Genomic DNA, 25141 nt, shown 5'->3' on the forward strand with positions numbered 1-25141 from the left:
CCGTGGAACAAGACCTGATCACTTTCGACAAAGACGGCGGCGACGGCGAACTCGACCTCGCCGGCTACGCCCAGCGCGCCTACCTGGAATACGCGCTCAGCGTCGTCAAGGGCCGGGCCCTGCCGGATGTCGCCGACGGGCAGAAGCCCGTGCAGCGGCGCATCCTGTATTCGATGTATCGCATGGGGCTGGGCTTCGGCGGCGGCGCCTCCGGGGCCAAGCCGGTCAAGAGTGCGCGCGTCGTCGGCGACGTCCTGGGCCGTTTCCATCCGCATGGCGACCAGGCCGCCTACGACGCGCTGGTGCGCATGGCGCAGGACTTCGCGCAGCGCTACCCGCTGATCGACGGCCAGGGCAACTTCGGCAGCCGCGACGGCGACGGCGCGGCGGCGATGCGCTACACCGAGGCGCGCCTCGCGAAGATCGCCAACCTGCTGATGGACGAACTCGACGAAGGCACCGTCGAATTCATCCTCAACTACGACGGCAGCACGCAGGAGCCCGTGGTGCTGCCGGCGCGGCTGCCCTTCGTGCTGCTGAATGGCGCGAGCGGCATCGCCGTCGGCCTGGCCACCGAAATCCCCAGCCACAACCTGCGCGAGATCGCCGAGGCCTGCGTGGCGCTGGTGAAGAACCCGAAGCTGTCCGACGAGGAGCTGTTCACGCACGTGCCGGGTCCGGACTACCCGGGCGGCGGCCAGGTGATCAGCAGCGCGGCCGACATCGCCGAAGCCTACGGCACGGGCCGGGGCTCGCTGAAAGTACGCGCGCGCTGGAAAATCGAGGAACTCGCGCGCGGCCAGTGGCAGTTGGTGGTGACCGAGCTGCCGCCGGGCGTCAGCACGCAGCGGGTGCTGGAAGAGATCGAGGAGCTCACCAATCCGAAGGTGAAGGCCGGCAAGAAGGCCCTGAGCCAGGACCAGGTGATGCTGAAGCAGACCGTGCTGGCCGTGCTGGACGCGGTGCGCGACGAGTCGAGCAAGGACGCCCCGGTGCGCCTGGTGTTCGAACCCAAGACCAGCCGGATCGACCAGGCGGAGCTCACCACCTCGCTGCTGGCGCACACCAGCCTGGAAACCTCGTCGCCCATCAACCTCACCATGGTCGGCCTGGACGGCAAGCCGGTGCAGAAGTCGCTGAGGCGCATGCTCACGGAATGGATCGAGTTCCGCCAGCGCACGATCGAAAAGCGCTCGCAGCACCGGCTCGACAAGGTGCTGGACCGCATCCACATCCTCGAGGGCCGGCAGCTGGTGCTGCTGAACATCGACGAGGTCATCGCGATCATCCGCAAGAGCGACGAGCCGAAGCCCGCGCTCATGGCGCGCTTCAAGCTGACCGAGCGGCAGGCCGACGACATCCTCGACCTGCGGTTGCGCCAGCTCGCACGGCTGGAAGCGATCAAGATCGAGCAGGAACTGAAAGAGCTGCGCGAGGACCGCAAGAAGCTCGAAGAGATCCTCGGTTCCCCGGCCGCGTTGCGCCGCCTGATGATCAAGGAGATCGAGGCCGACACCAAGCAGTTCGGCGATGCGCGCCGCACGTTGATCCAGGCGGAGAAAAAGGCGGTGGCCGAAGTCAGGATCATCGATGAACCGGTCACCGTGGTGATCTCCCAGAAGGGTTGGGTGCGCGCGCGCCAGGGCCATGGCCACGACGTCACCGGTTTCGCGTTCAAGGCGGGCGACGGCTTGTATGGCGCCTACGAGTGCCGCACGGTCGACACGCTGCTGGCCTTCGGCAGCAACGGCCGCGTGTACTCCGTACCCGTCGCGATCCTGCCGGGTGCACGTGGCGACGGCCAGCCGCTCACCACCTTCGTCGAACTCGAATCCGGCACGCAGCTGGTGCACTACTTCGCGGGCGCGGCAAGTGCCTGGCTGCTGCTCGCCAATTCAGGCGGCTACGGGTTTCTCGCCACCGTGGAGAACATGGTGTCGCGGCAGAAAGGCGGCAAGAGCTTCCTCACGCTGGGCACCGGCGAGACGGTGTGCCGGCCGTCCCCGGCCAACATCCCTCCGCCCACGGGTGCCACGCCGGGAGCGTTGCACGTGCCCGCCACGCACGTGTGCTGCGCCTCGACCGGCAAGCGCATCCTCACCTTCGAAATCTCCGAGCTGAAGCAGATGGCGAACGGCGGGCGCGGCCTGATGCTGATCGACCTGGAGCCCAAGGACGAGCTCGCGGGCGCGGCCGCCTACACGCGCTCGGTGCGCATCACGGGTGTGGGCCGCGCCGACAAGGAGCGCGAGGAAGTGCTGGAGATCCGTTCGCTGAACAATGCCAAGGGGGCGCGTGGGCGCAAGGGCAAGGCGGCGGACCTGGGCTTCAAGCCGCTGGGCGTTCAACGCGTCGAGTAAGTCACACAAGGGCCCGCACCTACGGAGTTCCGTAGTCGCAATCCGCCGCCGCGCTGCGTAGACTCCGCGCCGGTGGGGCTCACACCAGGCTCATCTCCACCGCCACGATGGCCGCCTGCACCCGGGTGGAAACCTTGAGCTTGGGAAAGAGGCTTTTGAGGTGGTATTCGACCGCGTTTTCCGAGATGCGCAGGATGTCCGCGATCACCGTGTTGCTCTTGCCCTGCGCGATCCATTGCAGGCATTCGAGCTCGCGCTTGGTGAGCCGCGCGCGCAACTGGGCGGCGAAAGCGGGGAACAGCACGCGCTTGATGACCACATGCGCGCAGTTGGCGAGCACGCTGCCGCCCGCCATGACCACTTCCCGTTCGCTGTCGCTTTCGAACGGCTTGTCGCGCCCCAGGCTGAGCATGCTGGCGATGCTCCCGCTCTCGTGCACGGGGACGCTCAGCCCGTGGCTCAGGCCGTACTTGCGCGACTCCTCCAGCACTTCCCGCGATTGCGGCGACGTGTACATCGCTTCGTCCCACTCGAGCGGCTGCGTGTGCGTCTGGCAGTAGGGCACCGTGGGGTCCAGCATGATGAGGCCGCGCTCGACGTAGACCTGCTGGTAGCCCGCGGGAAACCCGCTGGTGACATGCTGGATCGGCGGCAACGAATGCCGCCGCCATTCGAAGCCGAGCAGCACGTGCTCGAAGCCGATGGCCCGGGCGGCGGCTTGGGCCTTCTGGAGGAAGTCCGCTTCATCCACCGCCGCGGTCATCGAAGCAATCTGGGACAGCTGCGCGGCGTCCTTCAAAGCTGATTCCTCGCAACAGGAAAATGAAAGGTCTTCATATGTACTCGATCACAGCCGATGTGACGTACCCGCAGATGCATTCCCACGACCGCCGGGTACGCCTGCGCGAAGCCGCATTGTTGTCTATTGTGTTTGAACATGTCTGTACGGTGCAAGACCCCGGCGTGCTCGAGGACGCGAGGCTGGCGCGTTGTGCCGTCCAGTCCGCCGGCATCACCGAGTGGCAGGGCCGCAGCCAGGGGCGCCTCGTGTCCCTGGGGTGGGACTGGATGCGCCTGCACGACGGTGCGCTCCGGGCCCAGACGAGCGTGCCTCCGCGCTCCAACATCACGCTCATCGACAGTGGCGGGTACGACATGAGCCGGCACGACACCGATGAGGCGCTGATCCAGCTCATTCTTGATCTGCCCTGGGAAGAAGTGTCCGCGGACGCCGTTTCCGCGGAATGAAGAATTCAATGAGGTTAAACACAGTGGCGGCCCGCAACCCAGGCCACGTCTGGGCGGGCCGTGCCTACGGAGTTCCGTAGGTTACGCGCCACCGCCGCCGACTTCCAATGCGAGCTCACGGAAGACGAAGGGCTCACATCATGCATACGGTAGTCACGGGCAGCCTCGAGCAACTGTCGGAAATCGAGCGCGACGGCATGTTCCGCCTGCGTTACGAAGTGTTCCACGAACGTCTGGGCTGGCAGGTGCACACCACGCCTGACGGCAAGGAGATCGACCAGTACGACGCCTTGCCCGACGCGAGCTACATCGTCGCGCGCACGCCGGACCATCGCGTCGATGCCTGCTGGCGCATCCTGCCCACGCTGGGGCCCAACATGCTGCGCGACGTGTTCCCCGAACTGCTGCACGGCCAGCCCGCGCCGGCCTCGGCGGACTGCTGGGAGCTGAGCCGCTTCGCCCTGGCCACGGCGCGCCTTGCCAGCACCGAAGATGCCGGCAATCCGCAGCTGGGCTTTGGTGAACTTTCGGTGGCCCTGATGACGGAGGCGTCGCGCCTCGCCCAGGCGCATGGCGTGGCGCGCTACGTGACGGTGACGACCGCGCCGATCGAGCGGATGCTGAAGAAGCAGGGCGTGAACGTCCATCGCCTGGGCCCGCCGGTGCGCATCGGCGGCGTGCTCACCGTGGCCTGCTTCATCGAAGCGGACGAAATCACCCGGCGCGCCTTGGGCCAGTGATGGGCGTCCGGTTTCCGCTGGCGCATCGGCCGGGGGCCGTCGCCGTTCTGGACGACGACCCGGGCGAGGTCGAGCGGTTGGGCGCGGCATTGGCGCCGGAGTGGACGGTTCGCACCTATGGGCACCCGGATTCCTGCACGAACGCGATCCAGCAGGAACCGCCGCTCTGGGAGCAGGATTATTGGGCGCAGCAGCGAGTAGTGGAGGACTGGAAAAAAGGCCGGGGCTCGCTGCTGCGCCTTATTTTTGATTACTGGACGACGCATCCGGACCGTTGCGACCTGACCAAGGTGCTGCTGGCGGACCACCTGATGCCGGGCACGGACGGCCTGGCCGCGCTGACCGAACTGGTCGGATGGCCGGGTTGCAAGGCCTTGCTCACGGGGGAGGCGGAAACCGACTCGGCCCATGAAGCACTCGCCCGCGGGCAGATCGACGCGTGCATTCCGAAGCGCGTGGCGTCCGCCGGAGGCAGCGCCACGGTCCGCGCGCTCATGCACCGGCCCGATACCCGCGCGAACCGCATCTGGCGCGCGACCCTCTCGCATTCGCAGTTGCGTTTGTTGAACGACGATGGCGTCGCCGCCGCGCTGGTGCGCTACGCGCACGAACACTGGCACGAGTGGATCTGCATCGGCGAGCCCTTCGGCATCCTCGGCGCCGACCTCTGGGGCGGCATCTCCTGGCTGCAGCTGCAGGACCCCGCGCGCCTCGACGAGGCCGCCGATCGCGCCGAGCACTACTGCCTGCGCGCAGCCGACGTGCGCAGCATCGCCGCCGGCCACTGCCTGAGCAACATCGAGCTGATGCTGGCGGTGGGCGGCAGTGCCGGCCAGAAGGCGGGTCACTTCGCGGCGTTGCCCGCCTTCGCGCTGGGCCCCGAAGGGCGCCTGCTGGGCGCGCTGCAGATGTTCCACCGGTCCATGGGCGGGCCCCGCATGCGCCGCGCGCAGGAGCGCGCGGTCAACCAGAGCAGATTCTGATGAACGCCCCCGCTGAACTCACGCGTGTCTCTTCGCACGGCTTTTCATTGCAGGTCGGCCGCGAGGAACTGCGGCTGCCTTTCAAGCAGTTCCCCTGGTTCCGGCGGGCCACCGTCGACCAGCTGGCCGAGGTGCAATGGCACCCGCCGGGCCACCTCTATTGGCCCACCCTTGCGATCGACCTGTCGGTGGACTTCATCCGGGGCGCGGCGGATCAGCCCACTTCCGCGATGAGCTCGATCTCCACGCAGGCCCCCATGGGGTTCTGAGCGACGCCGAAAGCGCTGCGCGCGTGCGCGCCCCTGGCTCCGAACACTTCGCCAAGAAGGTCGCTGGCCCCGTTGGTGACCAGGTGCTGTTCGGTGAAATCGAGCGAGGAATTCACCAGGCTCATGACCTTCACGATCCGCGTGATGCTGTTCAGGTCGCCCACCGCCGCATGCAGCGTGCCCAGGAGGTCGATGGCGATGGCGCGCGCGGCCGCCTTGCCCTCTTCGGTCTGCATGGTCTGGCCCAGCTTGCCGACCCAGGCCTTGCCGTCCTTCTTGGCGATATGCCCCGACAGGAAGACCAGGTTGCCGGTGCGCACGAAGGGCACATAGGCGGCCGCCGGCGTGGCCACCGGCGGCAGGGTGATGTTCAGTTCCTTCAGCTTGTCGTAGACGCTCATGGCTTGCTCTCCTTGGAATCCGCGGATTCTACGGAGCGGCAGCCTCTTTCGCGGGCGCCACGGTCACGGCCACGCGCAGCGCATGGTTGGCGCCGCCGTGGATCACGCCGCGGATGGGCGACACATCGGAATAGTCGCGCCCGAGCGCGAGGGTCACGTAATCCTCGCCCGGCGCGCGGTCGTTGGTCGGGTCGAGGTCCGCCCATTGCGCGCCATGCTCGCCATCGGCGGGAAGGTACAGCGAGACCCAGGCGTGTGACGCATCGCTGCCCACCAGCCGCGTCTGGCCCGGCGGCGGTTCGGTGAGGAGATAACCGCTGACGTAGCGCGCCGCCAGCCCCAGGCTGCGCAGGCAGCCCAGCATCACGTGCGCGAAGTCCTGGCACACGCCCTTGCGCAGTGCCAGCGCCTCCAGCGGGGGCGTGTTCACGTCGGTGGCTTGCGTGGCGTACTCGAAGTCCGCATGGATCCGATGCATCAGTTCGCGCGCCGCTTCCAGCAACGGCCGCCCCACCGGGAAGCTGGGCTGGGCGTAAGCGATGAAATCGGCGTGCCGGGGGACATACGGGGAAGCGAAGGAGAACTCCGCGGCCGGATCGTATTGGGCCGCCCGGTGGTAACGCAGGTGCTCGCGCACTTGCTCCCAGGCCAGCGAGCACTCCGGCTCGGCGATCGCGGACGTGGACACGAGGCTCTCGGAGACGACCCGCAGCGTGTCGTGCACCGCCTGCAGGCTGAAGAAATGCCGCGTGTTGCCGTAGACGTCGATGGCGTCCGATTGCTGCGCCGGCTCCGGCTCGATGGTGATGCGGTGCTCCAGCAGTTGCTGCTGTCCGTTGTGCACGGGCTTGAGGTGCGCCATGTGCTGCGCCGTGCGCACGGGCGGCGCGTAGTCGTAGGCGGTTTCGTGGGTGACGTGGAGGAGCATGGTGTCGAAGGCTCAGGCCCCCACGCTGTAACGCGCGTCGCCCGAATGCGCGAAGTAGCGTGACGTGAGTTCATCGGACATGCGGTAGGCGCCATCCACGCACTGCTGCAGCAGTTCGAGCAGCGTCGCGTAGCGGCCTTCCTCATCGCGCTCGCACAGTGCCTCGAGCGACCAATCCTTCGGATCGGGCACCGCATCCGCCTGCGGCGTCGGCTCGCCGGCCGGTGCGCCGGCCAGCTTGGCCAGACGGCCGCGCACCGTGTGCGCCACCCAGCCCAGGGAGCGCGGGTTGTCGCGGTCCAGCACCAGCAGGTCCACCAGCGCCGGGATGTCGTGGCGCTGCTGGTACTGCGCGTGAAAGGTGATGGTGCTGTCGAACAGGGCCACCACGGCCTCGAAACCGCCTTCATCGGCGACGGCCGCGGTCTCGAACGCGCAGGACAGCGCCTGCGCCAGGAACGCCAGCCGCTCCAGGTGGCGGCCGGTCGACAGCAGGCGCCAGCCGTCATCGCGGGTCATGCGATCCGTCTGCGCGCCCGTCATGGCAGCGGTATGGCCCGAGAGGGCTTCCAGCACGCGCACGGCTTCCACCGGGGAGAAGTCGCCGTCTTCGGTGCAGGCCGCGCACCCGCGCTGGAAGTCCTGCTCGGCCCGCACGATCACGTTCCACTGCTCCAGCGAGAGCCGTTCGCGCAGTGCCGACGCGGCCCCGCGCAACGCGCACAGGTTGAAGCCGACGCTGTAGGACTCTTCGGTGTCGGCGAGCGCCGCGATCAGTGAGCGTTCGAACACCCGCCTGGCCTGCGTGGCGGCCGGCACCGCCGGCAACACCAGCGCATTGCTCACGGCCAGCTCGGTCAGCCAGGCGAGCAGCGGCATGGACGACTGGTCTTCGCCGTTGAGGCTCTCGATGGTCAGCCGGGCGAGACGCGCGGTGTTCTCCGTGCGCTCGGTGTAACGGCCCAGCCAGAACATGTTCTCGGCCGAGCGGCTGGTGACGGTGCGCGTGCGGTGCGGCGTGTCCACCGAGGGGTGCTCGTGGTGCAGCAGGCTGGTCGAGTCGACTTCGCCTTCCGTCATCACCCAGGTGTCGGCGCTGCTGCCGCCGCGCTGCATGGAGGCGATCTCGAGTTCCGCCGTGGCGATGCGCGTCAGGCCGCCAGGCAGCACGCGCCAGCCCTGTGGGCCGTCCGACACGGCGAGCACGCGCAGCAGCAGCGAACGCGGCAGGATCCGGTCGCCCGCGGGCGACGGCTTCCACGTGGGCATCTGCGACAGCGGCAGGTATGCCTGCACCGTGTGCTGGTCGGCCTCCCGCACGATGCGGCCGGCCCACTCGTCGAGTTCGCGCCGCGAGAGGTTCTTGCCCAGCACGGCGCCCGCGCCGGCGCCCGAGTAGGTGGCCTTGATGACGTTCGCGCCCAGCTGGGGCAGCGCGGCTTCCATGGCGGCGCGCTCGCCGCACCACCAGCTGGCGAGCGCCGGCAGCCGGAGCTCTTCGCCCAACAGGTTACGGCAGAGGGCCGGCAGGAAGCCGAGCAGGGCCGTCGATTCCAGGAAGCCGGTGCCGGGCGCGTTGGCGACCAACACGTTGCCGGCCCGGATGGCTTGCAGAAGACCCGGCACGCCGAGGTGCGAATCCGAACGCAGCTCCAGCGGGTCGAGAAATTCGTCGTCGAGCCGCTTCAGCACGCCGTGCACCGGCTCCAGGCCCTTGAGCGTCTTGAGGAAGAGGCGCTGGTCGCGCACGGTGAGGTCGCTGCCCTCCACCAGCGTCAGCCCCAGGTAGCGCGCGAGGTAGGCGTGCTCGAAATAGGTTTCGTTGTAAGGGCCCGGTGTGAGCAGCACGACCCGCGGGTCCTCCCCGCGCGACGGGCACATCGTCTGCAGGCTTTCGAGCAACGCGCGGTAGGTCGCCGCGAGCCGCTGCACTTTCAGGTCGCGAAACGCTTCGGGGAACTGGCGAGAGATGACCAGGCGATTCTCGAGCAGGTAACCCAGGCCCGACGGCGCCTGCGTGCGCTGCGTCACCACCCACCAGGCGCCCGACGGGTCACGCGCCAGGTCGAATGCGCAGATGTGCAGGTGGCGCCCACCCGCGGGCACGACACCGTGCATCGCCCGCAGGTAGCCGGGATGCCCTTGCACCAGCGCGGGCGGCATCAGGTTCCGCGAGAGCAGTTCCTGCGGCCCGTAGACGTCGGCCATGATCTTCTCGAGCAAGCGGACGCGTTGCAGCACGCCGGCTTCGATCTGCTGCCAGCTGCGCGGCGACAGGATCAGCGGGAACAGGTCCACGGACCAGGGCCGCTGCGGTCCACCGCCCTCGGTGTAGACGTTGTAGGTGATGCCGTTGTCGCGGACCTGGCGTTCCAGGTTGACCGTGCGGCGGTTCAGGTCTTCGAAGCCTTCGCGGCCCAGCGTGTCGAAGAAGCGGGCCCAGTGGGGCGCGGGCGGGGCGTCAGGGGCGACGTGGACCTGGGTGCCCGTGGGTGCGTCCGCCAATGGCGACGAGACCCCGCCCCTCAATTCGTCGAAGTGGCCCGGAGCGGCGGGCGGTGCCAGCGCGGCCGCGAGGGCGGCGGGCGTTTCATGGGGCTCGGTGCCGAACAGCGAATCGTTGGGGTGGTCCACGCCGGGGTATTGTCACATCGCGGGCAGATGGGGTCTATTTGGTTGTTGCGCGGTTGCGATTTCGTCCGCGTCCATTCACGTTCTTCGTCCTCGCGGCAACGCCGCACGTGGCCGGGCCAGCGCGCCACAGCCCGCCCGCGTGCGGCTTTGCCACGCGAGGCCTAAGAACTCAAACTCGTGCCGGCCTTCGCAAGTCGAGCGTGAACGGAAACTCCCGGCTCCCCGGCACATGAATCGTCGCCGGCGGCACACGCAACTGCCCAGGCGTATGTCCCATGCGGAAGAAGCGCGACAGACGCCGGCTCTCCGCCTCGTACGCGTTCACCGGGAAGGTCACGTAGTTGCGGCCACCCGGATGCGCCACGTGGTACTGGCAGCCCGCGAGCGAGCGGTTCATCCAGGTGTCGACGAGGTCGAAGGTCAGGGGCGCATGCACGCCGATGGTGGGGTGCAGCGCCGACGGCGGCTGCCACGCGCGATAGCGCACACCCGCGACGAATTCCCCGACGGTGCCCGTGGGCTGCATCGGCAACGCACGGCCGTTCACTGTGACGACGTAGCGGCTCTCGTTCAGGCCGGTCACCTTGACCTCGATGCGCTCCAGCGACGAATCGACGTAGCGCGCCGTGCCGCCCGGCGCACCTTCCTCGCCCATCACGTGCCACGGTTCCAGCGCGTTGCGCAGCGTGAGCTGCACGCCCATGGCCTGGATCTCGCCGGCGATCGGGAAGCGGAACTCGAAGTGCGGCGCGAACCAGGCGCTGTCGAATGCGTAGCCGGCGGCACGCATCTCGCTGAGCACGTCCTCCATGTCCATGTGCACGAAAGTCGGCAGCAGCCAGCGGTCGTGCAGTTCGGTGCCCCAGCGCGTCGCGGGCAGGCGGTACGGTTCCTTCCAGAAGCGCGCCACCAGCGCGCGCAGCAGCAACTGCTGCACGACACTCATGCGCGCGTGCGGCGGCATTTCGAACGCACGCAGTTCCAGCAGGCCGAGGCGGCCGGTCGCGCTGTCGGGCGAGTACATCTTGTCGATGCAGAACTCGCTGCGGTGCGTGTTGCCGGTGACGTCGACCAGGATGTTGCGCAGCGTCCGGTCCACCAGCCACGGCGGCATGGCCTGGCCGTAGACCTGCCGGTTGCGCTCGATCTCCTTGATCGCCAGTTCCAGCTCGTACAGCTGGTCGTTGCGCGCTTCGTCGATGCGGGGTGCCTGGCTGGTCGGGCCAACGAACATCCCGGAGAACAGGTAGCTCAGGCTGGGATGGTTGTGCCAGTACAGCAGCAGGCTCGCCAGCAGCTCGGGCTTGCGCAGGAAGGGCGAGTCGGCCGGGGTGGCGCCGCCCAGCACGAAGTGGTTGCCGCCGCCGGTGCCGGTGTGCCGGCCGTCGGTCATGAACTTCTCGGCCGAGAGGCGGCTCTCGAAGGCCGCGTCGTAGAGGAATTCGGTGTGCGCAACCAGTTCCCGCCAGTTATGGGCGGGGTGGATGTTGACTTCGATCACGCCCGGGTCGGGCGTCACCTGCAGCACCTTCAGGCGGGCGTCGCGCGGCGGCGGATAGCCTTCGAGGACGATCTTCACGCCCAACGATTTCGCCGTGGCCTCCACCGCCGTCAGCAGGTCGAGGTATTCCTCCAGCTCCGCCAGTGGCGGCATGAAGACGTAGAGCATGCCGCTCTTGCCGCCATGCTCCTTCTCGGCCTTGGGGCCGTTGGCGCGCTGCGGGTCGCGCACCTCCACGCAGAGCGCAGTGCGCGCCACCCACTGCGCCGACTCGAACTTGCTGGGTCGCCGCACCGCGAAATCGGCCGGCTCGCTGGGACCATGGCCCTGGCCGCGGTAAGTGGCGTCGAAGCGGCCCATGCCGTCCTGGAAGACCCGTGGCGCTTCCGCGCGCGGGCCCACCGGGCCTTGCATGTACCGGCCCGCCTGCAAGCCGTGCGGCGGCAGGCCGTCAGCCGGCGCCATCGGGTCGCGCTCGATCATGTACGGGTAGTCGGACTTGCTCACCCACGGCAGCGCGTCGAGCGGCAACCGGTAACCCATCGGCGAATCGCCGGGGATCAGGTACATGCGGTCGTCCCGGAAGTACCAGGGGCCCGTGGTCCAGACCGGCCCCCGCAGCTTGGGGCCGTCGCCGGGCGCGGGCTGCAGCGGCAGCACGTAGCCCACCACGGCGTCGAGCTTCTGGTCGAACACGCGGCGCAGGCGGGTGCGTTCGAGCTCGTCGTCGAGCCGCGCGTCGAACGGGTCGACATTCACCGGCAGCTTGCGTTCGCGCCAGAGGTAGTAGAAGACGTCCTCATAACCCGGCTGGATGTACTTGCCGGTGACGCCCAGCGTGCCGGCGAGGGCCTGGACGAACCGCTCGGCGTCCTTGGCTGTGTAGTGCGAGGGCACGCGCTCGTCGGCGAACAGCCCCGGGTCGCTCCAGCATGGCTGGCCGTCGGCCCGCCAGCAGATCGAGATGGCCCAGCGGGGCAATTGCTCCCCGGGGTACCACTTGCCCTGGCCCGTGTGGAGGAAGCCGCCTTGCCCATACTCCGCGCGCAGCTTATGCACCAGTTCGGTGGCATAAGCCCGCTTGGTGGGCCCCAGGGCGTCGGTGTTCCATTCCGGGCCGTCGCGGTCGTCGACCGCCACGAAGGTGGGTTCGCCGCCCATGGTGAGGCGGACGTCACCCGCTTCCAGTGCCTGGTCGACTTCCTCGCCCAGGGCCAGCACCTGTTTCCACTGCTCTTCGGAATAGGGCTTGGTGACCCGCGGCGACTCGTAGATGCGCGAGACGACCATGTGGTGGCTGAACTCCACCTCGGCGTCGTCCACCAGGCCCTCGATGGGCGCGGCGCCCGAGGGCTGCGGTGTGCAGGCCAGCGGGATGTGTCCTTCGCCCGCCAGCAGGCCGGAGGTCGGGTCGAGGCCGATCCAGCCGGCTCCGGGGAGGTAGACCTCGCACCAGGCGTGGAGGTCGGTGAAGTCCACTTCGGTGCCGCTCGGGCCGTCGAGCGCCTTCACGTCCGGCTTGAGCTGGATCAGGTAACCCGACACGAAGCGGGCGGCCAGGCCCAGGCGGCGCAGCAGCTGCACCATCAGCCAGCCGGAGTCGCGGCAGGAGCCGCTGGCGAGTTCCAGCGTCTGCTCGGGCGTCTGCACGCCGGGCTCCATGCGGATCAGGTACTTGACGTCGCGCTGCAGCTGCTGGTTGAGTGCCACCAGGAAGTCCATGGTGACCATGGGCTTGCGGTCGATCCTGGCCAGGTAGGCCATGACACGCGGCGTCATGGGCTCGCAGGCGAGGTAGGGTGCGAGTTCCTGTGCCCGGTCCTTGGAGTACTCGAACGGGAATTTCTCCGCGCTCGGCTCCAGGAAGAAGTCGAACGGGTTGTAGACCGCCATCTCCACCACGAGATCCACGGTCACCTCGAATTCCCGCGTCGGCTCCGGAAAGACGAACCGGGCCTGGTAATTGGCGAACGGGTCCTGCTGCCAGTTGGTGAAGTGCTTGGCCGGCTTCACCTGGAGTGAGTACGAGACGACCTTGCTGCGGCAATGCGGCGCGGGCCGCAACCGCACCACCTGGGGCCCGAGGTTCACGGGGCGATCGTATTTGTACCGGGTGACGTGGTTCAGGGCGGCATGGATGGACATGAGAGCATGGTAGCAAGAGGCAAGCCAACATCGGCGGTCCTTTTCCCGTCGTCGCGGCGGCAGGCCGGGGCGTTGAGCGGAGCGTGACCGCACAAAAGCAGGGGGGATGGTGGCTCGCGCCGGTGCTGGCGGGCGCCGTCATGGGTCCGGCGTTCCAGATCCAGCAGGCCGGGCTGTGGGGCGCGGGCACCTATGCGTGGCTCCTGACGGCTGCGTTGATGGCGGGTCTGGCAGCGGCGCGCTGGAGAGGTCGGTCGGAATGGGGCATTGGATTCGCTTTCGTCGCCGCGGCCCTCCTCGCGTTCTCCGCGACCGGGTTGCGCGCCACCCACTTTTCTTCGCAAGGCCTCGCCCCCGCGCTCGAAGGCCGCGACCTCGCCCTCACCGGCGTCGTTTCGGCCATGCCGCACCGCAGCGAAGCAGGTGTCCGGTTCCGGATGCGCGTCGAGTCGGCGAGCTTGGCAGGCGCCGAGGTGCGCGTCCCGCCGCAAGTCGCGCTCGGCTGGTACGGCGGTGTCCTCGGCGGTGAGGGCCGCCCCGAGCTGCAGCGGCAACCGGCCGAGTTGCGCGCAGGGGAACGTTGGCAGATGACGGTCCGGCTGAAGGCGCCGCACGGCCACCTGAATCCGCACGGGTTCGACTACGAGCTCTGGCTGTGGGAGCAGGGCCTGCAGGCCACGGGCTACGTGCGCGCCGGCCCGGCCGATCCACGCCCGCAGCGCATCGCGAGCACCTGGCAGCACCCGGTGGAGCAACTGCGGCAGCAGGTGCGCGACGCGATCTTCGCCCGCGTCGAGGACCGGCGGCTGGCCGGCATCCTGGCCGCGCTGGTGGTGGGCGACCAGGGCGCCATCGAGCGCGCCGACTGGGACGTGTTCCGCGCCACTGGCGTCGCGCACCTCATGAGCATCTCGGGCCTGCACGTGACGATGTTCGCGTGGGCCGCCGCCCTGGCGGTACGTGGCCTGTGGCGGCGCAGCACGCGGCTGTGCCTGCGATTGCCGGCGCAACAGGCCGGCCTGTTGGGCGGGATGCTGCTGGCGCTGGCCTATGCGATCTTCAGCGGCTGGGGCGTGCCGGCCCAGCGGACGGTCTGGATGCTGGCGGCCGTGGGGTGGCTGCGCCTGGGGGCGCGGGCCTGGCCCTGGCCGCATGTGTGGCTCCTGGCCTGCGCGACCGTGGTCACGGTGGATCCCTGGGCCCTCCTGCAACCCGGGTTCTGGCTCAGCTTCGTGGCCGTGGGGGTGCTGTTCGCCACCGACCCCGGCGCCGCATCGGCGCCGCGCGGGCTGCCCGCCCGCACGCTGGCGCTGCTGCGCGAGCAGTGGATCGTCACCCTGGCGCTGACGCCCTTGTCGCTGCTGCTGTTCGGCCAGGTGTCACTGGTGGGCATGCTGGCCAACCTGGTGGCGATCCCGTGGGTGACGCTGGTGGTGACGCCGCTCGGCCTTGCCGGCGTGGTGATCCCCGTGGCCTGGGATGGCGCGGCCGCGGCGCTCGCCGTGCTGGCCAGCGCGCTGGGATGGCTGGCGCAGCTGCCTTTCGCCACGCTGTCGACCGCGGCGCCGCCCGTGTGGGCGGGCGTCGCCGGGGTGCTGGGCGGCACGCTATTGGCGATGCGCTGGCCGCCCGCCTGGCGGGCGATGGGCTTGCCGCTGCTGTTGCCGGTGCTGCTCTGGCAGCCGGCCCGGCCACCGCCCGGCGAGTTCGAGCTGCTGGCGGCCGACGTGGGCCAGGGCAACGCGGTGCTGGTCCGGACGGCCACGCACACACTCGTCTACGACGCCGGCCCAGCCTACAGCCGTGAATCGGATGCCGGCCAGAGGGTGGTGGTCCCGCTGTTGCGCGCGCTCGGCGAGACGGTGGACACGATCGTCCTCAGCCACCGCGACATCGACCACACGGGCGGCGCACCGGCCGTCCTGGGCATGCAGCCGCAGGCCCGCCTGGTCAGTTCGCTGGAAGACGGGCATCCGCTCCTGGCAGGCCGCCCGGCCGCGCGCTGCGAGACGGGCCAAGGCTGGGAATGGGACGGCGTGCGCTTCGAGGTGCTGCATCCGGCCGCCGCCGACTACCGCGCCGGCGTGAAGCCCAACACCGTCAGCTGCGTCCTGCGGATTGCGAACGGGCGCCGCCAGGCGCTGCTGGCGGGCGACATCGAGCGGGCGCAGGAAGAGGCCCTGCTCACTCGGGGCGCCAGCGCGTTGCGGGCGGACATCCTGCTGGTGCCTCACCATGGGAGCAAGACATCCTCCAGCACAGCCTGGCTGGCGGCCGTGCGCCCCACCACCGCCCTGGTGCAGGCCGGGTACCGCAACCGCTTCGGCCACCCGGCGCCCGAGGTCGTGCAGCGCTACTCGGCGCAGGACATCGCTCTCATCGAATCGGCGCGTTGCGGCGCGGCCCGCTGGCGGTCCGCGCGGCCCGAGGCCGTCGATTGCGAAAGGGTGACGGCCCGGCGCTATTGGCACCACCGGCCACCCTGACGCGGCCTGGAACTTGCTATCCTGTGTTCCGGAGAAAAGCGCCCATGCAGAAATTCGACGAGATGCTCACCCAGTTGCCCGAAGGCGGGCCGATCCAGTTCCAGTCGCAGTCGATGGGGGGCATGTCGCAGTCGCAGGCGCAGGGTGTGCGGGACCACTACAAGGGCTACGCCCAGTGGCTGGGCCGCCAGCCCGAAGAGATGATGCGCTCGCGCCGCGAAGAGGCGGAGATGATCTTCCGCCGGGTCGGCATCACGTTCGCGGTGTACGGCGCCAAGGACGAAGACGGTTCCGGCACCGAACGGCTGATCCCGTTCGACCTGATCCCCCGGATCATCCCTGCGCACGAGTGGGCCACGATGGAAAAAGGCCTGGTGCAGCGGGTGACGGCGCTGAACCGCTTCCTGCATGACGTCTACCACGAGCAGGAGATCCTGAAGGCCGGCATCGTGCCCGCCGAACAGGTGTTGAACAACGCGCAGTTCCGCAAGGAGATGATGGGCGTCTACACGCCACACCACGTGTACTCCACCATCGCCGGCGTCGACATCGTGCGCGCCCGCAACGCCAAGGGCGAAGGCGAGTACTACGTGCTGGAGGACAACCTGCGCGTGCCCAGCGGCGTGAGCTACATGCTGGAAGACCGCAAGATGATGATGCGGCTGTTCCCCGAGCTGTTCAGCTCGCATCGCGTCGCGCCGGTCATGCACTATCCCGACTTGCTGCTGGAGACGCTGCGCGCCTCGGCCCAGCCCGGCGCGTCCGACCCCACGGTGGTGGTGCTCACGCCCGGCATGTACAACAGCGCCTACTTCGAGCACGCCTTCCTGGCGCAGCAGATGGGCGTGGAACTGGTCGAGGGCCAGGACCTGTTCGTCAAGGACCGCTACGTCTACATGCGGACCACGCGCGGGCCGAAGCGGGTCGACGTGATCTACCGGCGCGTGGATGACGACTTCCTCGATCCGTCGGTTTTCCGCCCGACCTCGACGCTGGGCTGCGCCGGCCTGATCGACGCCTACAGCGCCGGCAACGTCACCATCTGCAATGCGGTGGGCACCGGCGTCGCCGACGACAAGTCGATCTACCCCTACGTGCCCAAGATGATCGAGTTCTACCTGGGCGAAAAGCCGATCCTCTCCAACGTGCCCACCTACATGTGCCGCAATCCGGAAGACCTGAAGTACACGCTGGCCAACCTGAAAGACCTGGTGGTGAAGGAGGTCCATGGCGCGGGCGGCTACGGCATGCTGGTCGGGCCCGCCGCCACGAAGCAGGAGATCGAGGACTTCCGCAAGGCGGTGGAGGCCAAGCCGGATGGGTACATCGCGCAGCCGACGCTTTCGCTTTCCAGTTGCCCCACCTACGTCGAAAAAGGCATTGCTCCGCGCCACATCGACCTGCGGCCGTTCGTGCTTTCGGGCAAGGAGGTGCAGATGGTGCCGGGTGGGCTGACCCGCGTCGCGCTGAAGGAAGGTTCGCTGGTCGTCAACTCGTCGCAGGGCGGTGGCACCAAGGACACCTGGATCCTGGAGGTCTGACATGCTGAGCCGCACCGCCGACCACCTCTTCTGGATGTCCCGCTACACCGAGCGTGCGGAGAACACCGCGCGCATGCTGGACGTCAACTACCAGACCTCGCTGCTGCCGCAGTCGGCCGCCGTGGCGCAGGTCGGCTGGCAGGGCATGCTGTCCATCAGCGAGCTGATGCCGGCCTACACCGCCAAGCACGGGGAAATCGACCCGGTGCGCGTGATGCCTTTCATGGTGAAGGACGAGAGCAACCCGTCCTCCATCGTGTCCTGCCTGCGCGCGGCGCGCGAGAACGCGCGGGCGGTGCGCGGCTCGCTCACCACCGAGGCCTGGGAGACGCAGAACCAGACCTGGCTGGAGGTCAACCGCATGCTGCGCTCCGGCGAGTTCGAGCGCGACCCGGGCCAGTTCTTCGAATGGGTGAAATTCCGCTCGCACCTGTCGCGCGGCGTGACCGTGGGCACCATGCTGATGGACGAAGCCTTGCACTTCATGCGCCTGGGCACCTTCCTCGAACGCGCGGACAACACGGCGCGGCTGGTGGACGTGAAGTTCCACGCGGTGCAGAGCGACTTCTTCGGCGCCGCCACCGAGCAGGACCAGGAATACGACTTCTACCACTGGAGCGCGATCCTGCGCAGCGTCTCCGGCTTCGAGATCTACCGCAAGGTCTACCGGGACGTGATCAAGCCGGAGCGCGTGGCCGATCTGCTGATCCTGCGTGCGGACATGCCGCGCTCGCTGCATGCCAGCATGAACGAGGTGGTGAGCAACCTGGCCTCGGTGGCCAACGACCAATCGAACGAAACGCGCCGGCGTGCGGGGAAGATCCGCGCCGAACTCCAGTACGGCCACATCGACGAGATTCTCGCCAACGGCCTGCACGCTTTCCTGACGCAGTTCCTGGACCGCGTGAACGACCTCGGCGCGCGCATCAGCCGCGACTTCCTCGTGCCGGCATGACCTTCGCGGAGGGCGGCGCCCTGCTGGCCGCCGGCCGCTTCCACGAAGCGCGCGCCGCCTTCGTGCAGGCGCTGCAGCGCGAGCCGCAATCCGTTCCCGCGCGCATCGGCCTCGCCCAGGCACTGGCCGGCGGCGGTGACAAGCTCAGCGCCACCGCGTGGCTGACGGATGCCTGCCGCATCGCCCCGGGTGAACCGACGGCGATGCAGTTGCTGGCCGACCTGCTGCTGGCGCAACGGCAGTACGCGCAGGCCGCACCAATTTACCGTGAGCTGCTCGAGCGCCTGGGGCTGCGCAACCGCGCGAACCTGCTGCATGCGGGTTATTGCCTGGAGCAGGCCGGCAAGCTGGATGGCGCCGCGCAGCACTACCGCGACGCGCTCGCGCTGGATGCCAGCTTCCTGGAGGCGCATGTGGACCTGGCCGGCATCCTCTGGCGCATGGAGGACTTCGAGGGCTCGCTCGCGCACGCCCAGCGCGCGGTGCAACTCGCGCCCGACCATCCCTACGCCGTGCGCATCCTGGGCACCGCCCTGCTGAACCTCAATCGCCTGGATGAAGCCGAACGCGTGCTGCGGCAGGCGCTGGATCTGCAGCCGGGCTTTGCGCTCGCGCAGCTGGACCTGGCGTTCACGCTGCTGCTGGCCGGCCGCCTGCAGGAGGGTTGGGCCTGGTACGAACATCGCTGGCGGGACACCGAGCGTGTGCGGCGGCCCGCCTTCTACGTGCCGCATGCCGAGTGGCAGGGCGCGCGGCAGCAGCCGGTGGCCGGGCAGGACATTGCGGTCTATGCCGAGCAGGGCTTGGGCGACGTGATCCAGGCAATCCGCTACGTGCCGCAACTCGAGGCGCTGGGCGCCAGGGTGCACTGCGTGATCCAGCCAGAGTTGGTGCCCGTGGTGCAGGCGAGCTTTCCGCGCGTGCATTGCCTGGCGCCCGGCGAGAACCTCCAGGTGCACGTGCATGCGGCGCTGATGGAGCTGCCGGGCCGGTTCGACACGGCGCTGGCGACCATCCCCGCGCCCGTGTCGTACCTGCAATCGCCCGAGCAGCGGCGCCCTGCGTGGCGTGAACGCCTGCGGCCGGCGGAAGGCCGCTTCAAGCTGGGCCTGTGCTGGTCCGGTGCGCCGGGGCAGGTCAACAACCGCAATCGCGGCGTTCCCTTGAGTTTGCTGGAGCCGTTCACCCGCTTGCCGGGTGTGCAGTGCTACAGCCTGCAAAAGGGCGACGCGGCGGGCTTCACCGATGCTGAAGTCGATGCGGCGCGCCTGGTCGACCTCACCCCCGAGTGGCGCGACTTCGGTGACAGCGCCGCGATGATCGAACAGCTCGACTTGGTCGTGACTGTCGATACGGTGATCGCGCACCTGGCCGGGGCCTTGGGCAAACCGGTCTGGATCCTGCTGCCGCCCAATGCCGATTGGCGCTGGCTGCTGGAGCGCGAGGATTCACCTTGGTACCCCTCGGCGCGCCTGTTCCGGCGTGGCTTCGGCGAGCCGAGGGCGGTGCAGGTGGGGCGGGTGATGGCCGCTTTGCAGCAGGGGCTCGGAAACTGGCCTGCACCGGCACTTGAGCGCAACACCACCTCCCCCTAGCGCGTCAGGTAGAAGGAACCCATGCTGTCACTCCGAACCGATCCTGCGGCGCAAGACGTGGACTTGATCCATCGATTCCTCTCGGAAGACTCTCCCTGGGCGAGGGGGATCCCCAAAGACTTGGTGCGTGAATCCATGCAGAACTCGCTGAACTTCGGCCTGTTCAACTCAGAGGCGCAGGTTGCATACGCGCGGGTGGTGACCGACTACACGACCTTTGCCTACGTGCTGGACGTATTCGTTGTTCAGGAACACCGCGGCAAGGGCTACAGCAGGATGCTCACGGAGGCAGTGCTTGCTCATCCGCGCCTGCAGGGCTTGAGGCGCTGGGTTCTCGTCAGCAGCACCGCGAGGGGGCTCTATGCGAAGTACGGCTTCGCTCCGCTCGAGAAACCAGAGACTTTCATGGAGATCAACCGCGCAGATCCATACGTCGGCGGCGCCTGACCTACGCGGGAGGAACCCGCCGACTTGCCTACCGTCACCGGCCTTGTGTTCGATCCACCTCACGCCCCTTGGATCGGCGAACGCATTGCGCTAGCTGGAGCCGAGGGCTAAGGCTCCTGCAGCGCCGCCAGCGCCCGGCCGAGATTCTCGCGCGCCCGGCGTTCCAGCGCGTCATGGAAGGCGGAGGTCCGGTAGATGCGCGGCCGCGCCACGAAGCCTTCGAGAATGCGCCGCCGTCCGTCCCGGTAGTCGGGTTCGGGCACATGCGCGTACTCAGCCCGGATCGCGCGGTTGTCATCGTCGAAGCGCGCTGGCGCGGATCCCAGGCTGGCCAGGTCGATGTCGAGCAGCAGTTTCGTGTCGCCGTCGTCCGGTGCCGCCATGTCGTCATGGCGCGTCGCCAGCACCAATGCATGCACGCGCTCCGCCGCGGCGGCGTCACAGCCCGCCGCCAGCATGCTGGCGCGCGCCCAATCGGCGCTGCGCTCTTCGTTGTCCTTGCCCGCGGGGTCGTACACGGCGTCGTGGAACCACAGCGCCAGTTCCACTTCATCCGGACGCTCCGCCATGGATCGCGCCGCGTCGAAGTGCAGCAGGCAATCGCGCAGATGCTGCAGCGTGTGGTAGCGCCGGTGCGGCTCGCTGTAGCTCGCCATCAGCTGGTTGAGCAGGCCCTGGGGCACGGTACGCGCCCCCAGGGATTCCCACAGGCGCCGCCACTCCTGCGGGCCGATCATTGCGTGGCCCGCGCGGCAGGCGGCCGGCCCAGTGCTTCCTTCACCTCCTGGCCCAGTTCGATGACCGCCATCGCGTAGTAGCTCGACCAGTTGTAGCGCGTGATCACGTAGAAGTTCTCGGTGCCCGCCACGTACTGCGGCGGGTCGGCGCCGTTCTGCAGTTCCACCAGCGCCAGCGGTCCCTTGTGATCCAGTGCGGGCCCTTCCAGGATGGCGCCCTTGGCCTGGAAGCTGGCCACACTGAAGGTGGGCAGGATGTCAGGCACGAGCAGGCCTTCCAGATCCAGCCGGGCGGTGTCGAACCGCACGGGGTAGTGGGTGGGCATGCCGGGGTTCCAGCCGTAGCCCTTGAAGTAGTTGGCGACCGAGCCGATCACGTCGGCGGGGCTGCCCGCGAGATCGATGCGCTGGTCGCCGTCGTAGTCGACCGCCCAGCGCGCCTGGCTGCTCGGCATGAATTGCGGCATGCCCATGGCGCCGGCGTAGCTGCCGCGCGGGCGCAGGGGGCTCGTGCCGGCCTTGCTGTGCCAGGCGAGGAAGTGTTCGAGTTCGCCCCGGAAGAACTGCACGCGCTCGGCCGCGCGCGGATGCGAAGCCGGGAAATCGAACGACAGCGTGGCCAGCGCATCGATCACGCGGAAGTCGCCCATCTGCTGTCCGTAGATGCTCTCGACGCCGATGATGCCGACGATGATTTCGGCGGGCACGCCGAATTCCTTCTCGGCGCGTTCGAGGGTAGCCCGGTTCGCCCGCCAGAATTTCACGCCGGCCGCGGTGCGGATCGGGTCGATGAAGCGGCTGCGGTAGACCCGCCAGTTCTTGGGCGTGCCGGCCGGTGGCGGCTGCATCAGCCGCGAGACGACGGCCAGGTTCTGCGCCTCGCCGATGGCGGCTCGCACCCAGTCGCGGTCGAGGCCGCGCTTCTGCGCGATTTCGTCGGCGAACTGCATCGCGTCCTCGCGGCCGGCGTACGGCGTGCCGCGCGCGGGAGCCCGGCGGGCGGCCGCCGCGGGGCGCGGTCGTGACGGCGTGGCGTTCGATGCCTTGGCTGCCGGCGCGGGCGCCTGTTGTTCTGCAGCCTGCGGTTGGGCGGCTGCGGCGGGTTCGGACGCGGGCCCGGGCGGCGTTTGGGCCACGACCGGCAAGGAGAAAACGAGCAGGGTGAGTGGGAAGAGCAGCGAAGCGAAGTGCATCAGGCGGGCCAGGGAAGCTGTTGGAATTCGCGCCGGAGCGCGCGCAGGTCGGCCTCCGGCCGGCGCGCATAACGCTGCGCTTCGAGCCGCAGGAACCAGTCCGCCAATCGTCGCCCATCCTCGCCGAAACGTGCTGTGACAAGCGTCGCAATTTGGCGCGGCGGTGCGGCGCTGCCGAGCTCCAGCCCGGCCGCGTTCAACCGCTTGCGGGCGCGCGACAGCAGGCGCAGCCACGGGTCGTGCACGCGGCGGTCCCACCAGCTCCATGCCGCCCCCACGAGCGCCAGCGCGACGATGATCGCGATCAGGACGTAGCTGAGGTCTTCCCAGCTCGGCGACTTGAAGCCCAGGTTCTTCAGCAGGTCGAGCTGCTTGCTCTGCGTGTAGTTCAGGATCCACTGGTTCCAGCTGTTGTTCAGCGCTTCCCAGGCCGCGCGCAGGTTGGCCGCCAGGCTGGGGTTCACGCTGTTCATCGCGGTGGTGAACACGCTTTGCGGCGCGACCAAGCGCTGGAACGATCCGGTGCGGCCCGGCATCACCGCCGATGTGGGGTCCACGCGGACCCAGCCCTGCCCGGCCAGCCAGACCTCGGTCCAGGCGTGGGCATCGCTTTGCCGCACGATCCAGAAGCCGTCCACCGAATTGCGCTGCCCGCCCTGGTAGCCCGTCACGAGCCGCGCCGGGATGTCCATGCCGCGCAGCAGCACCACGAAGGCCGACGCGATGTGCTCGCAGAAGCCTTCCTTGCGGGTGAACCAGAATTCGTCGGCCGTGTGCTGGCCATACACCCCCGGCTCCAGCGTGTAGCTGTAGCCCCCGGTGCGCAGCCGGTTCATCGCGGCGCGGACCTGCGCCGCCGGGTTGCCGGGGAACTCGGCCTTGATCTCGTCCGCCAGGTTCTGCGTTTGCGGGTTGAAGCCGGGCGGCAGCTGCGTGTATTCCTGCGGGAGGGCGGCACTGTTCCTCGGGCCATGGCGGAAGTCGACGTAGCTCTCGGCCTGGTAGCGCAGCAGGTCTGTCACCGGGCGGGTCGAGAACCATTGCAGCTCGGTGCTCATGATCGCTTCCATGCCCGGCGCGGCCGGAGGCTTCACGGCGGCGTCCAGCACCAGCAGCCAGGGCCGGTTGTGCGGCTCCAGCGTCACCTGGTAGCGCACCGGGGTGCCCAGGCCCTCCAGCCCGGAAGCGCCGAAGTACACGATCGGGAAGCGCGAACCCGGGCGGGCCTGCAGCGGCCGCCATTCGCGGCCGTCGAAATTGGAGAGCACGGGCCCGCGGAAGTAGAGATCGCTCTGCGCGGGGGGCTCGCCTTCGAACTTGACGCGGAATGCCACGCTCTCGTCCAGCGCCAGGCTGGCCACGTTGCCTACCTGCATGTTGGCCGACAAGCCGCTGCGGCCGCTCATCGCATCCGCCGGGATGCCCCAGAGCGGCGCGAAGCGCGGGAACAGCAGGAACATGACGGCCATGATCGGCGCGCCCAGCAGCGCCATCCAGGCCGCCGTCTTGGCGGCCTCCGCCAGCGGCGGGCGGCCCACCGGCAGGTGGGCGTTCACCAGCGCAGTGAGCAGCCCCAGCAGTCCGAGCAGCATGGCAGCGGCCACCGGCAGCGTCTGGGAGAAGAAGAAGTTCGTGAGCATCGCGAAGAAGCCCAGGAAGAAGATGACGAAGGCGTCGCGCCGCGCCCGCAGCTCCAGCGTCTTCAGGGCCAGCAGCACCACGATCAGGGTCACGCCGGCGTCACGCCCCAGCAGCGTGTTGTGCGTGCGCCAGGTGGCACCAAGCGCCACGACCAGGATGCCGGCGATCCACCAGCGACCCGGCAGCGGCTTGCCGGTGACGGCGATGATCGCGCGCCAGGCCAGCACCCCGCCGGCGAGGAGCGAGCACCACCAGGGCAGGTTGCCCACCTGCGGCATCATCACCCAGGCGATCACCAGCAACAGGAACAGCGTGTCGCGCGTGTCGCGCGGCAGCGCGCCCAGGGAAATGGCGCGCTTCAGCATACGGCGAGCGCCTCCAGGCAGCGCCGCTTGTGCGCCTCGCCGCTTCCCGGCGCGATCTCGTGCCCCGGCAGCCGCAGCCCGTAGTCCTGCCCCAGCTTGTCGGCCTGCAGGACCCACGCCGCGAGGCGGGACAGGCGAGGCTCGCGGTCGGCGTGGCCGGCCTGCTGGTAGTCGAGCCAGAGTTCATAGCGCTGGGACTGCATCGTGTCGCGGCTCACCAGCTCGTCGGACTTGGCGGCCTTCTTCCACACCACCAGCTTCAGCGGGTCACCGCGGCGGTAGGCACGCACGCCTTCGAATTCGCCGCTGTTCTGCGCACGCATGGCGGCGGCGCCGCCCGCGCGCGGCTCGCCGGGAGGCAGGGGTGGCGGATAAGGCTCGGGCCGTGGGTACACCAGCACCTGGGAAGCGGGCCGCCACACCGTCCAGACGCGGAACGTGCCCAGCGGGAAACGGGTTTCGGCGGTGAGCGGAGGGACCGGATGCAGCCCGCGGCGCTCCGGCTTGAAGGCCACCTGCACGGTGCAGCTGCCTTGCGCGGGCACGTCGGTCCAGGCCCAGTGGTCTTCATGCGTGGCGTCGAGCACCGCCAGGCCGATGCCGTGCCGGGCCGACTTGCGCTCGTTCGCCAGCACGATGGACAAGGTGGCGCTGGCGCCGGCGAACTGCGCCTCGGGCGGCGTGAGGATCAGCGTGAGTCCGCGCAGGGTGGCATGGCAGACGTGCATGCCGACGACCGCGCTGCCGGCCAGCAGGAAGGTGAGCAGGTAGCCGAGGTTCAGCTGGTAGTTGATCGACGCCACCAGCAGCACCAGCAGCGTGAGCATGAGCATGAAGCCGGGCCGCGTCGGCAGGATGTAGACGTTGCGCTGCGTGAGCGTCATCGTGTCCACCAGGGGCAGGCGCGCCTGCCACCACTGGCGGAAGCGCTGACGCGCGTACCCGAACGGGTTGAAGACTGCGGCGACCATT

At 68.8% G+C, this 25141-nt stretch carries 19 protein-coding genes; 10 read left to right on the forward strand and 9 right to left on the reverse strand.

Annotation, left to right across the window (positions count from 1 at the left end; genetic code table 11):
* The first annotated feature begins 2 nt into the window (after window positions 1–2).
* Window positions 3–2360 (forward strand): DNA topoisomerase IV subunit A, encoded by a 2358-nt coding sequence (parC, locus tag FN976_RS02985; protein ID WP_145890789.1) that lies wholly within the window; start codon window positions 3–5, stop codon window positions 2358–2360.
* A gap of 79 nt (window positions 2361–2439) precedes the next feature.
* On the opposite strand, the gene FN976_RS02990 is transcribed toward parC, so the two are convergent.
* The gene (locus FN976_RS02990; protein ID WP_145890791.1) at window positions 2440–3159 is read right to left on the reverse strand and encodes a helix-turn-helix transcriptional regulator; all 720 of its coding nucleotides are present in this window, start codon (window positions 3157–3159) and stop codon (window positions 2440–2442) included.
* 38 nt (window positions 3160–3197) lie between these two features.
* On the opposite strand from FN976_RS02990, the gene FN976_RS02995 reads away from it, so the two are divergent.
* The 4 genes from FN976_RS02995 (at window position 3198) to FN976_RS03010 (ending at window position 5600) form a co-directional block, all read left to right on the forward strand.
* A complete protein-coding gene (locus FN976_RS02995; RefSeq protein WP_186510735.1) occupies window positions 3198–3608 on the forward strand; it encodes a DUF4902 domain-containing protein in 411 nt (136 codons plus the stop codon).
* Window positions 3609–3748: 140 nt separating this feature from the next.
* Window positions 3749–4348: an acyl-homoserine-lactone synthase gene (locus FN976_RS03000; protein WP_145890796.1), complete on the forward strand. Its 600-nt coding sequence runs from the start codon at window positions 3749–3751 to the stop codon at window positions 4346–4348.
* Complete coding sequence (locus FN976_RS03005; RefSeq protein WP_145890798.1) at window positions 4348–5331, forward strand: response regulator; 984 nt, start codon at window positions 4348–4350, stop codon at window positions 5329–5331. Before FN976_RS03000 ends, FN976_RS03005 begins: the two co-directional genes overlap by 1 nt.
* Entirely contained in the window at window positions 5331–5600 is a 270-nt protein-coding gene (locus FN976_RS03010) for a DUF2442 domain-containing protein (protein ID WP_145890800.1), read from the forward strand. Before FN976_RS03005 ends, FN976_RS03010 begins: the two co-directional genes overlap by 1 nt.
* Here FN976_RS03010 and FN976_RS03015 read toward each other — a convergent pair.
* From FN976_RS03015 to FN976_RS03030, 4 genes are all read right to left on the reverse strand, one after another.
* Complete coding sequence (locus FN976_RS03015; RefSeq protein WP_145890803.1) at window positions 5546–6001, reverse strand: RidA family protein; 456 nt, start codon at window positions 5999–6001, stop codon at window positions 5546–5548. The two genes, FN976_RS03010 and FN976_RS03015, sit on opposite strands and share 55 nt — an antisense overlap.
* Window positions 6002–6029: 28 nt before the next feature.
* A complete protein-coding gene (locus FN976_RS03020; protein WP_145890805.1) occupies window positions 6030–6929 on the reverse strand; it encodes a transglutaminase family protein in 900 nt (299 codons plus the stop codon).
* A gap of 12 nt (window positions 6930–6941) precedes the next feature.
* On the reverse strand, window positions 6942–9563 hold the full coding sequence (locus FN976_RS03025) for a circularly permuted type 2 ATP-grasp protein (protein ID WP_145890807.1): 2622 nt from the start codon (window positions 9561–9563) through the stop codon (window positions 6942–6944).
* Window positions 9564–9732: 169 nt separating this feature from the next.
* A complete protein-coding gene (locus tag FN976_RS03030; RefSeq protein WP_145890809.1) occupies window positions 9733–13209 on the reverse strand; it encodes a transglutaminase family protein in 3477 nt (1158 codons plus the stop codon).
* A 140-nt stretch (window positions 13210–13349) separates the two neighbouring features.
* Here FN976_RS03030 and FN976_RS03035 point away from each other — a divergent pair, with 140 nt between their 5' ends.
* From FN976_RS03035 to FN976_RS03055, 5 genes are read left to right on the forward strand one after another with little or no spacing between them, the layout of a single operon-like run.
* On the forward strand, window positions 13350–15695 hold the full coding sequence (locus FN976_RS03035) for a DNA internalization-related competence protein ComEC/Rec2 (RefSeq protein WP_145890906.1): 2346 nt from the start codon (window positions 13350–13352) through the stop codon (window positions 15693–15695).
* 44 nt (window positions 15696–15739) lie between these two features.
* Entirely contained in the window at window positions 15740–17236 is a 1497-nt protein-coding gene (locus FN976_RS03040; protein WP_145890810.1) for a circularly permuted type 2 ATP-grasp protein, read from the forward strand.
* Window position 17237: 1 nt separating this feature from the next.
* Window positions 17238–18191 (forward strand): alpha-E domain-containing protein, encoded by a 954-nt coding sequence (locus FN976_RS03045; protein ID WP_145890812.1) that lies wholly within the window; start codon window positions 17238–17240, stop codon window positions 18189–18191.
* On the forward strand, window positions 18188–19786 hold the full coding sequence (locus tag FN976_RS03050; protein ID WP_145890815.1) for a tetratricopeptide repeat protein: 1599 nt from the start codon (window positions 18188–18190) through the stop codon (window positions 19784–19786). The genes FN976_RS03045 and FN976_RS03050 overlap by 4 nt, the downstream gene beginning before the upstream one ends.
* 21 nt (window positions 19787–19807) lie before the next feature.
* Window positions 19808–20233 carry a GNAT family N-acetyltransferase gene (locus FN976_RS03055; RefSeq protein WP_145890817.1) on the forward strand — a complete coding sequence of 142 codons (426 nt, stop codon included), beginning with the start codon at window positions 19808–19810 and terminating at the stop codon, window positions 20231–20233.
* A 107-nt stretch (window positions 20234–20340) separates the two neighbouring features.
* Here FN976_RS03055 and FN976_RS03060 read toward each other — a convergent pair whose 3' ends face one another.
* The 4 genes from FN976_RS03060 to FN976_RS03075 are packed head-to-tail and all read right to left on the reverse strand — an operon-like array spanning window position 20341 to window position 25140.
* Window positions 20341–20970 carry an HD domain-containing protein gene (locus FN976_RS03060; protein ID WP_145890818.1) on the reverse strand — a complete coding sequence of 210 codons (630 nt, stop codon included), beginning with the start codon at window positions 20968–20970 and terminating at the stop codon, window positions 20341–20343.
* On the reverse strand, window positions 20967–22163 hold the full coding sequence (gene mltB / locus FN976_RS03065) for a lytic murein transglycosylase B (protein ID WP_145890820.1): 1197 nt from the start codon (window positions 22161–22163) through the stop codon (window positions 20967–20969). The genes FN976_RS03060 and mltB overlap by 4 nt, the downstream gene beginning before the upstream one ends.
* Window positions 22163–24169, reverse strand: a complete 2007-nt coding sequence (locus FN976_RS03070; protein ID WP_145890823.1) for a transglutaminase TgpA family protein — start codon at window positions 24167–24169, stop codon at window positions 22163–22165. The genes mltB and FN976_RS03070 overlap by 1 nt, the downstream gene beginning before the upstream one ends.
* Window positions 24163–25140, reverse strand: coding sequence for a DUF58 domain-containing protein (locus FN976_RS03075; protein ID WP_145890825.1), 978 nt, complete (start codon window positions 25138–25140; stop codon window positions 24163–24165). The genes FN976_RS03070 and FN976_RS03075 overlap by 7 nt, the downstream gene beginning before the upstream one ends.
* Between the last annotated feature and the right edge of the window lies 1 nt (window position 25141).

It is taken from the genome of Caenimonas sedimenti (genome assembly GCF_007833165.1).
Taxonomy (GTDB): domain Bacteria; phylum Pseudomonadota; class Gammaproteobacteria; order Burkholderiales; family Burkholderiaceae_C; genus Ramlibacter; species Ramlibacter sedimenti.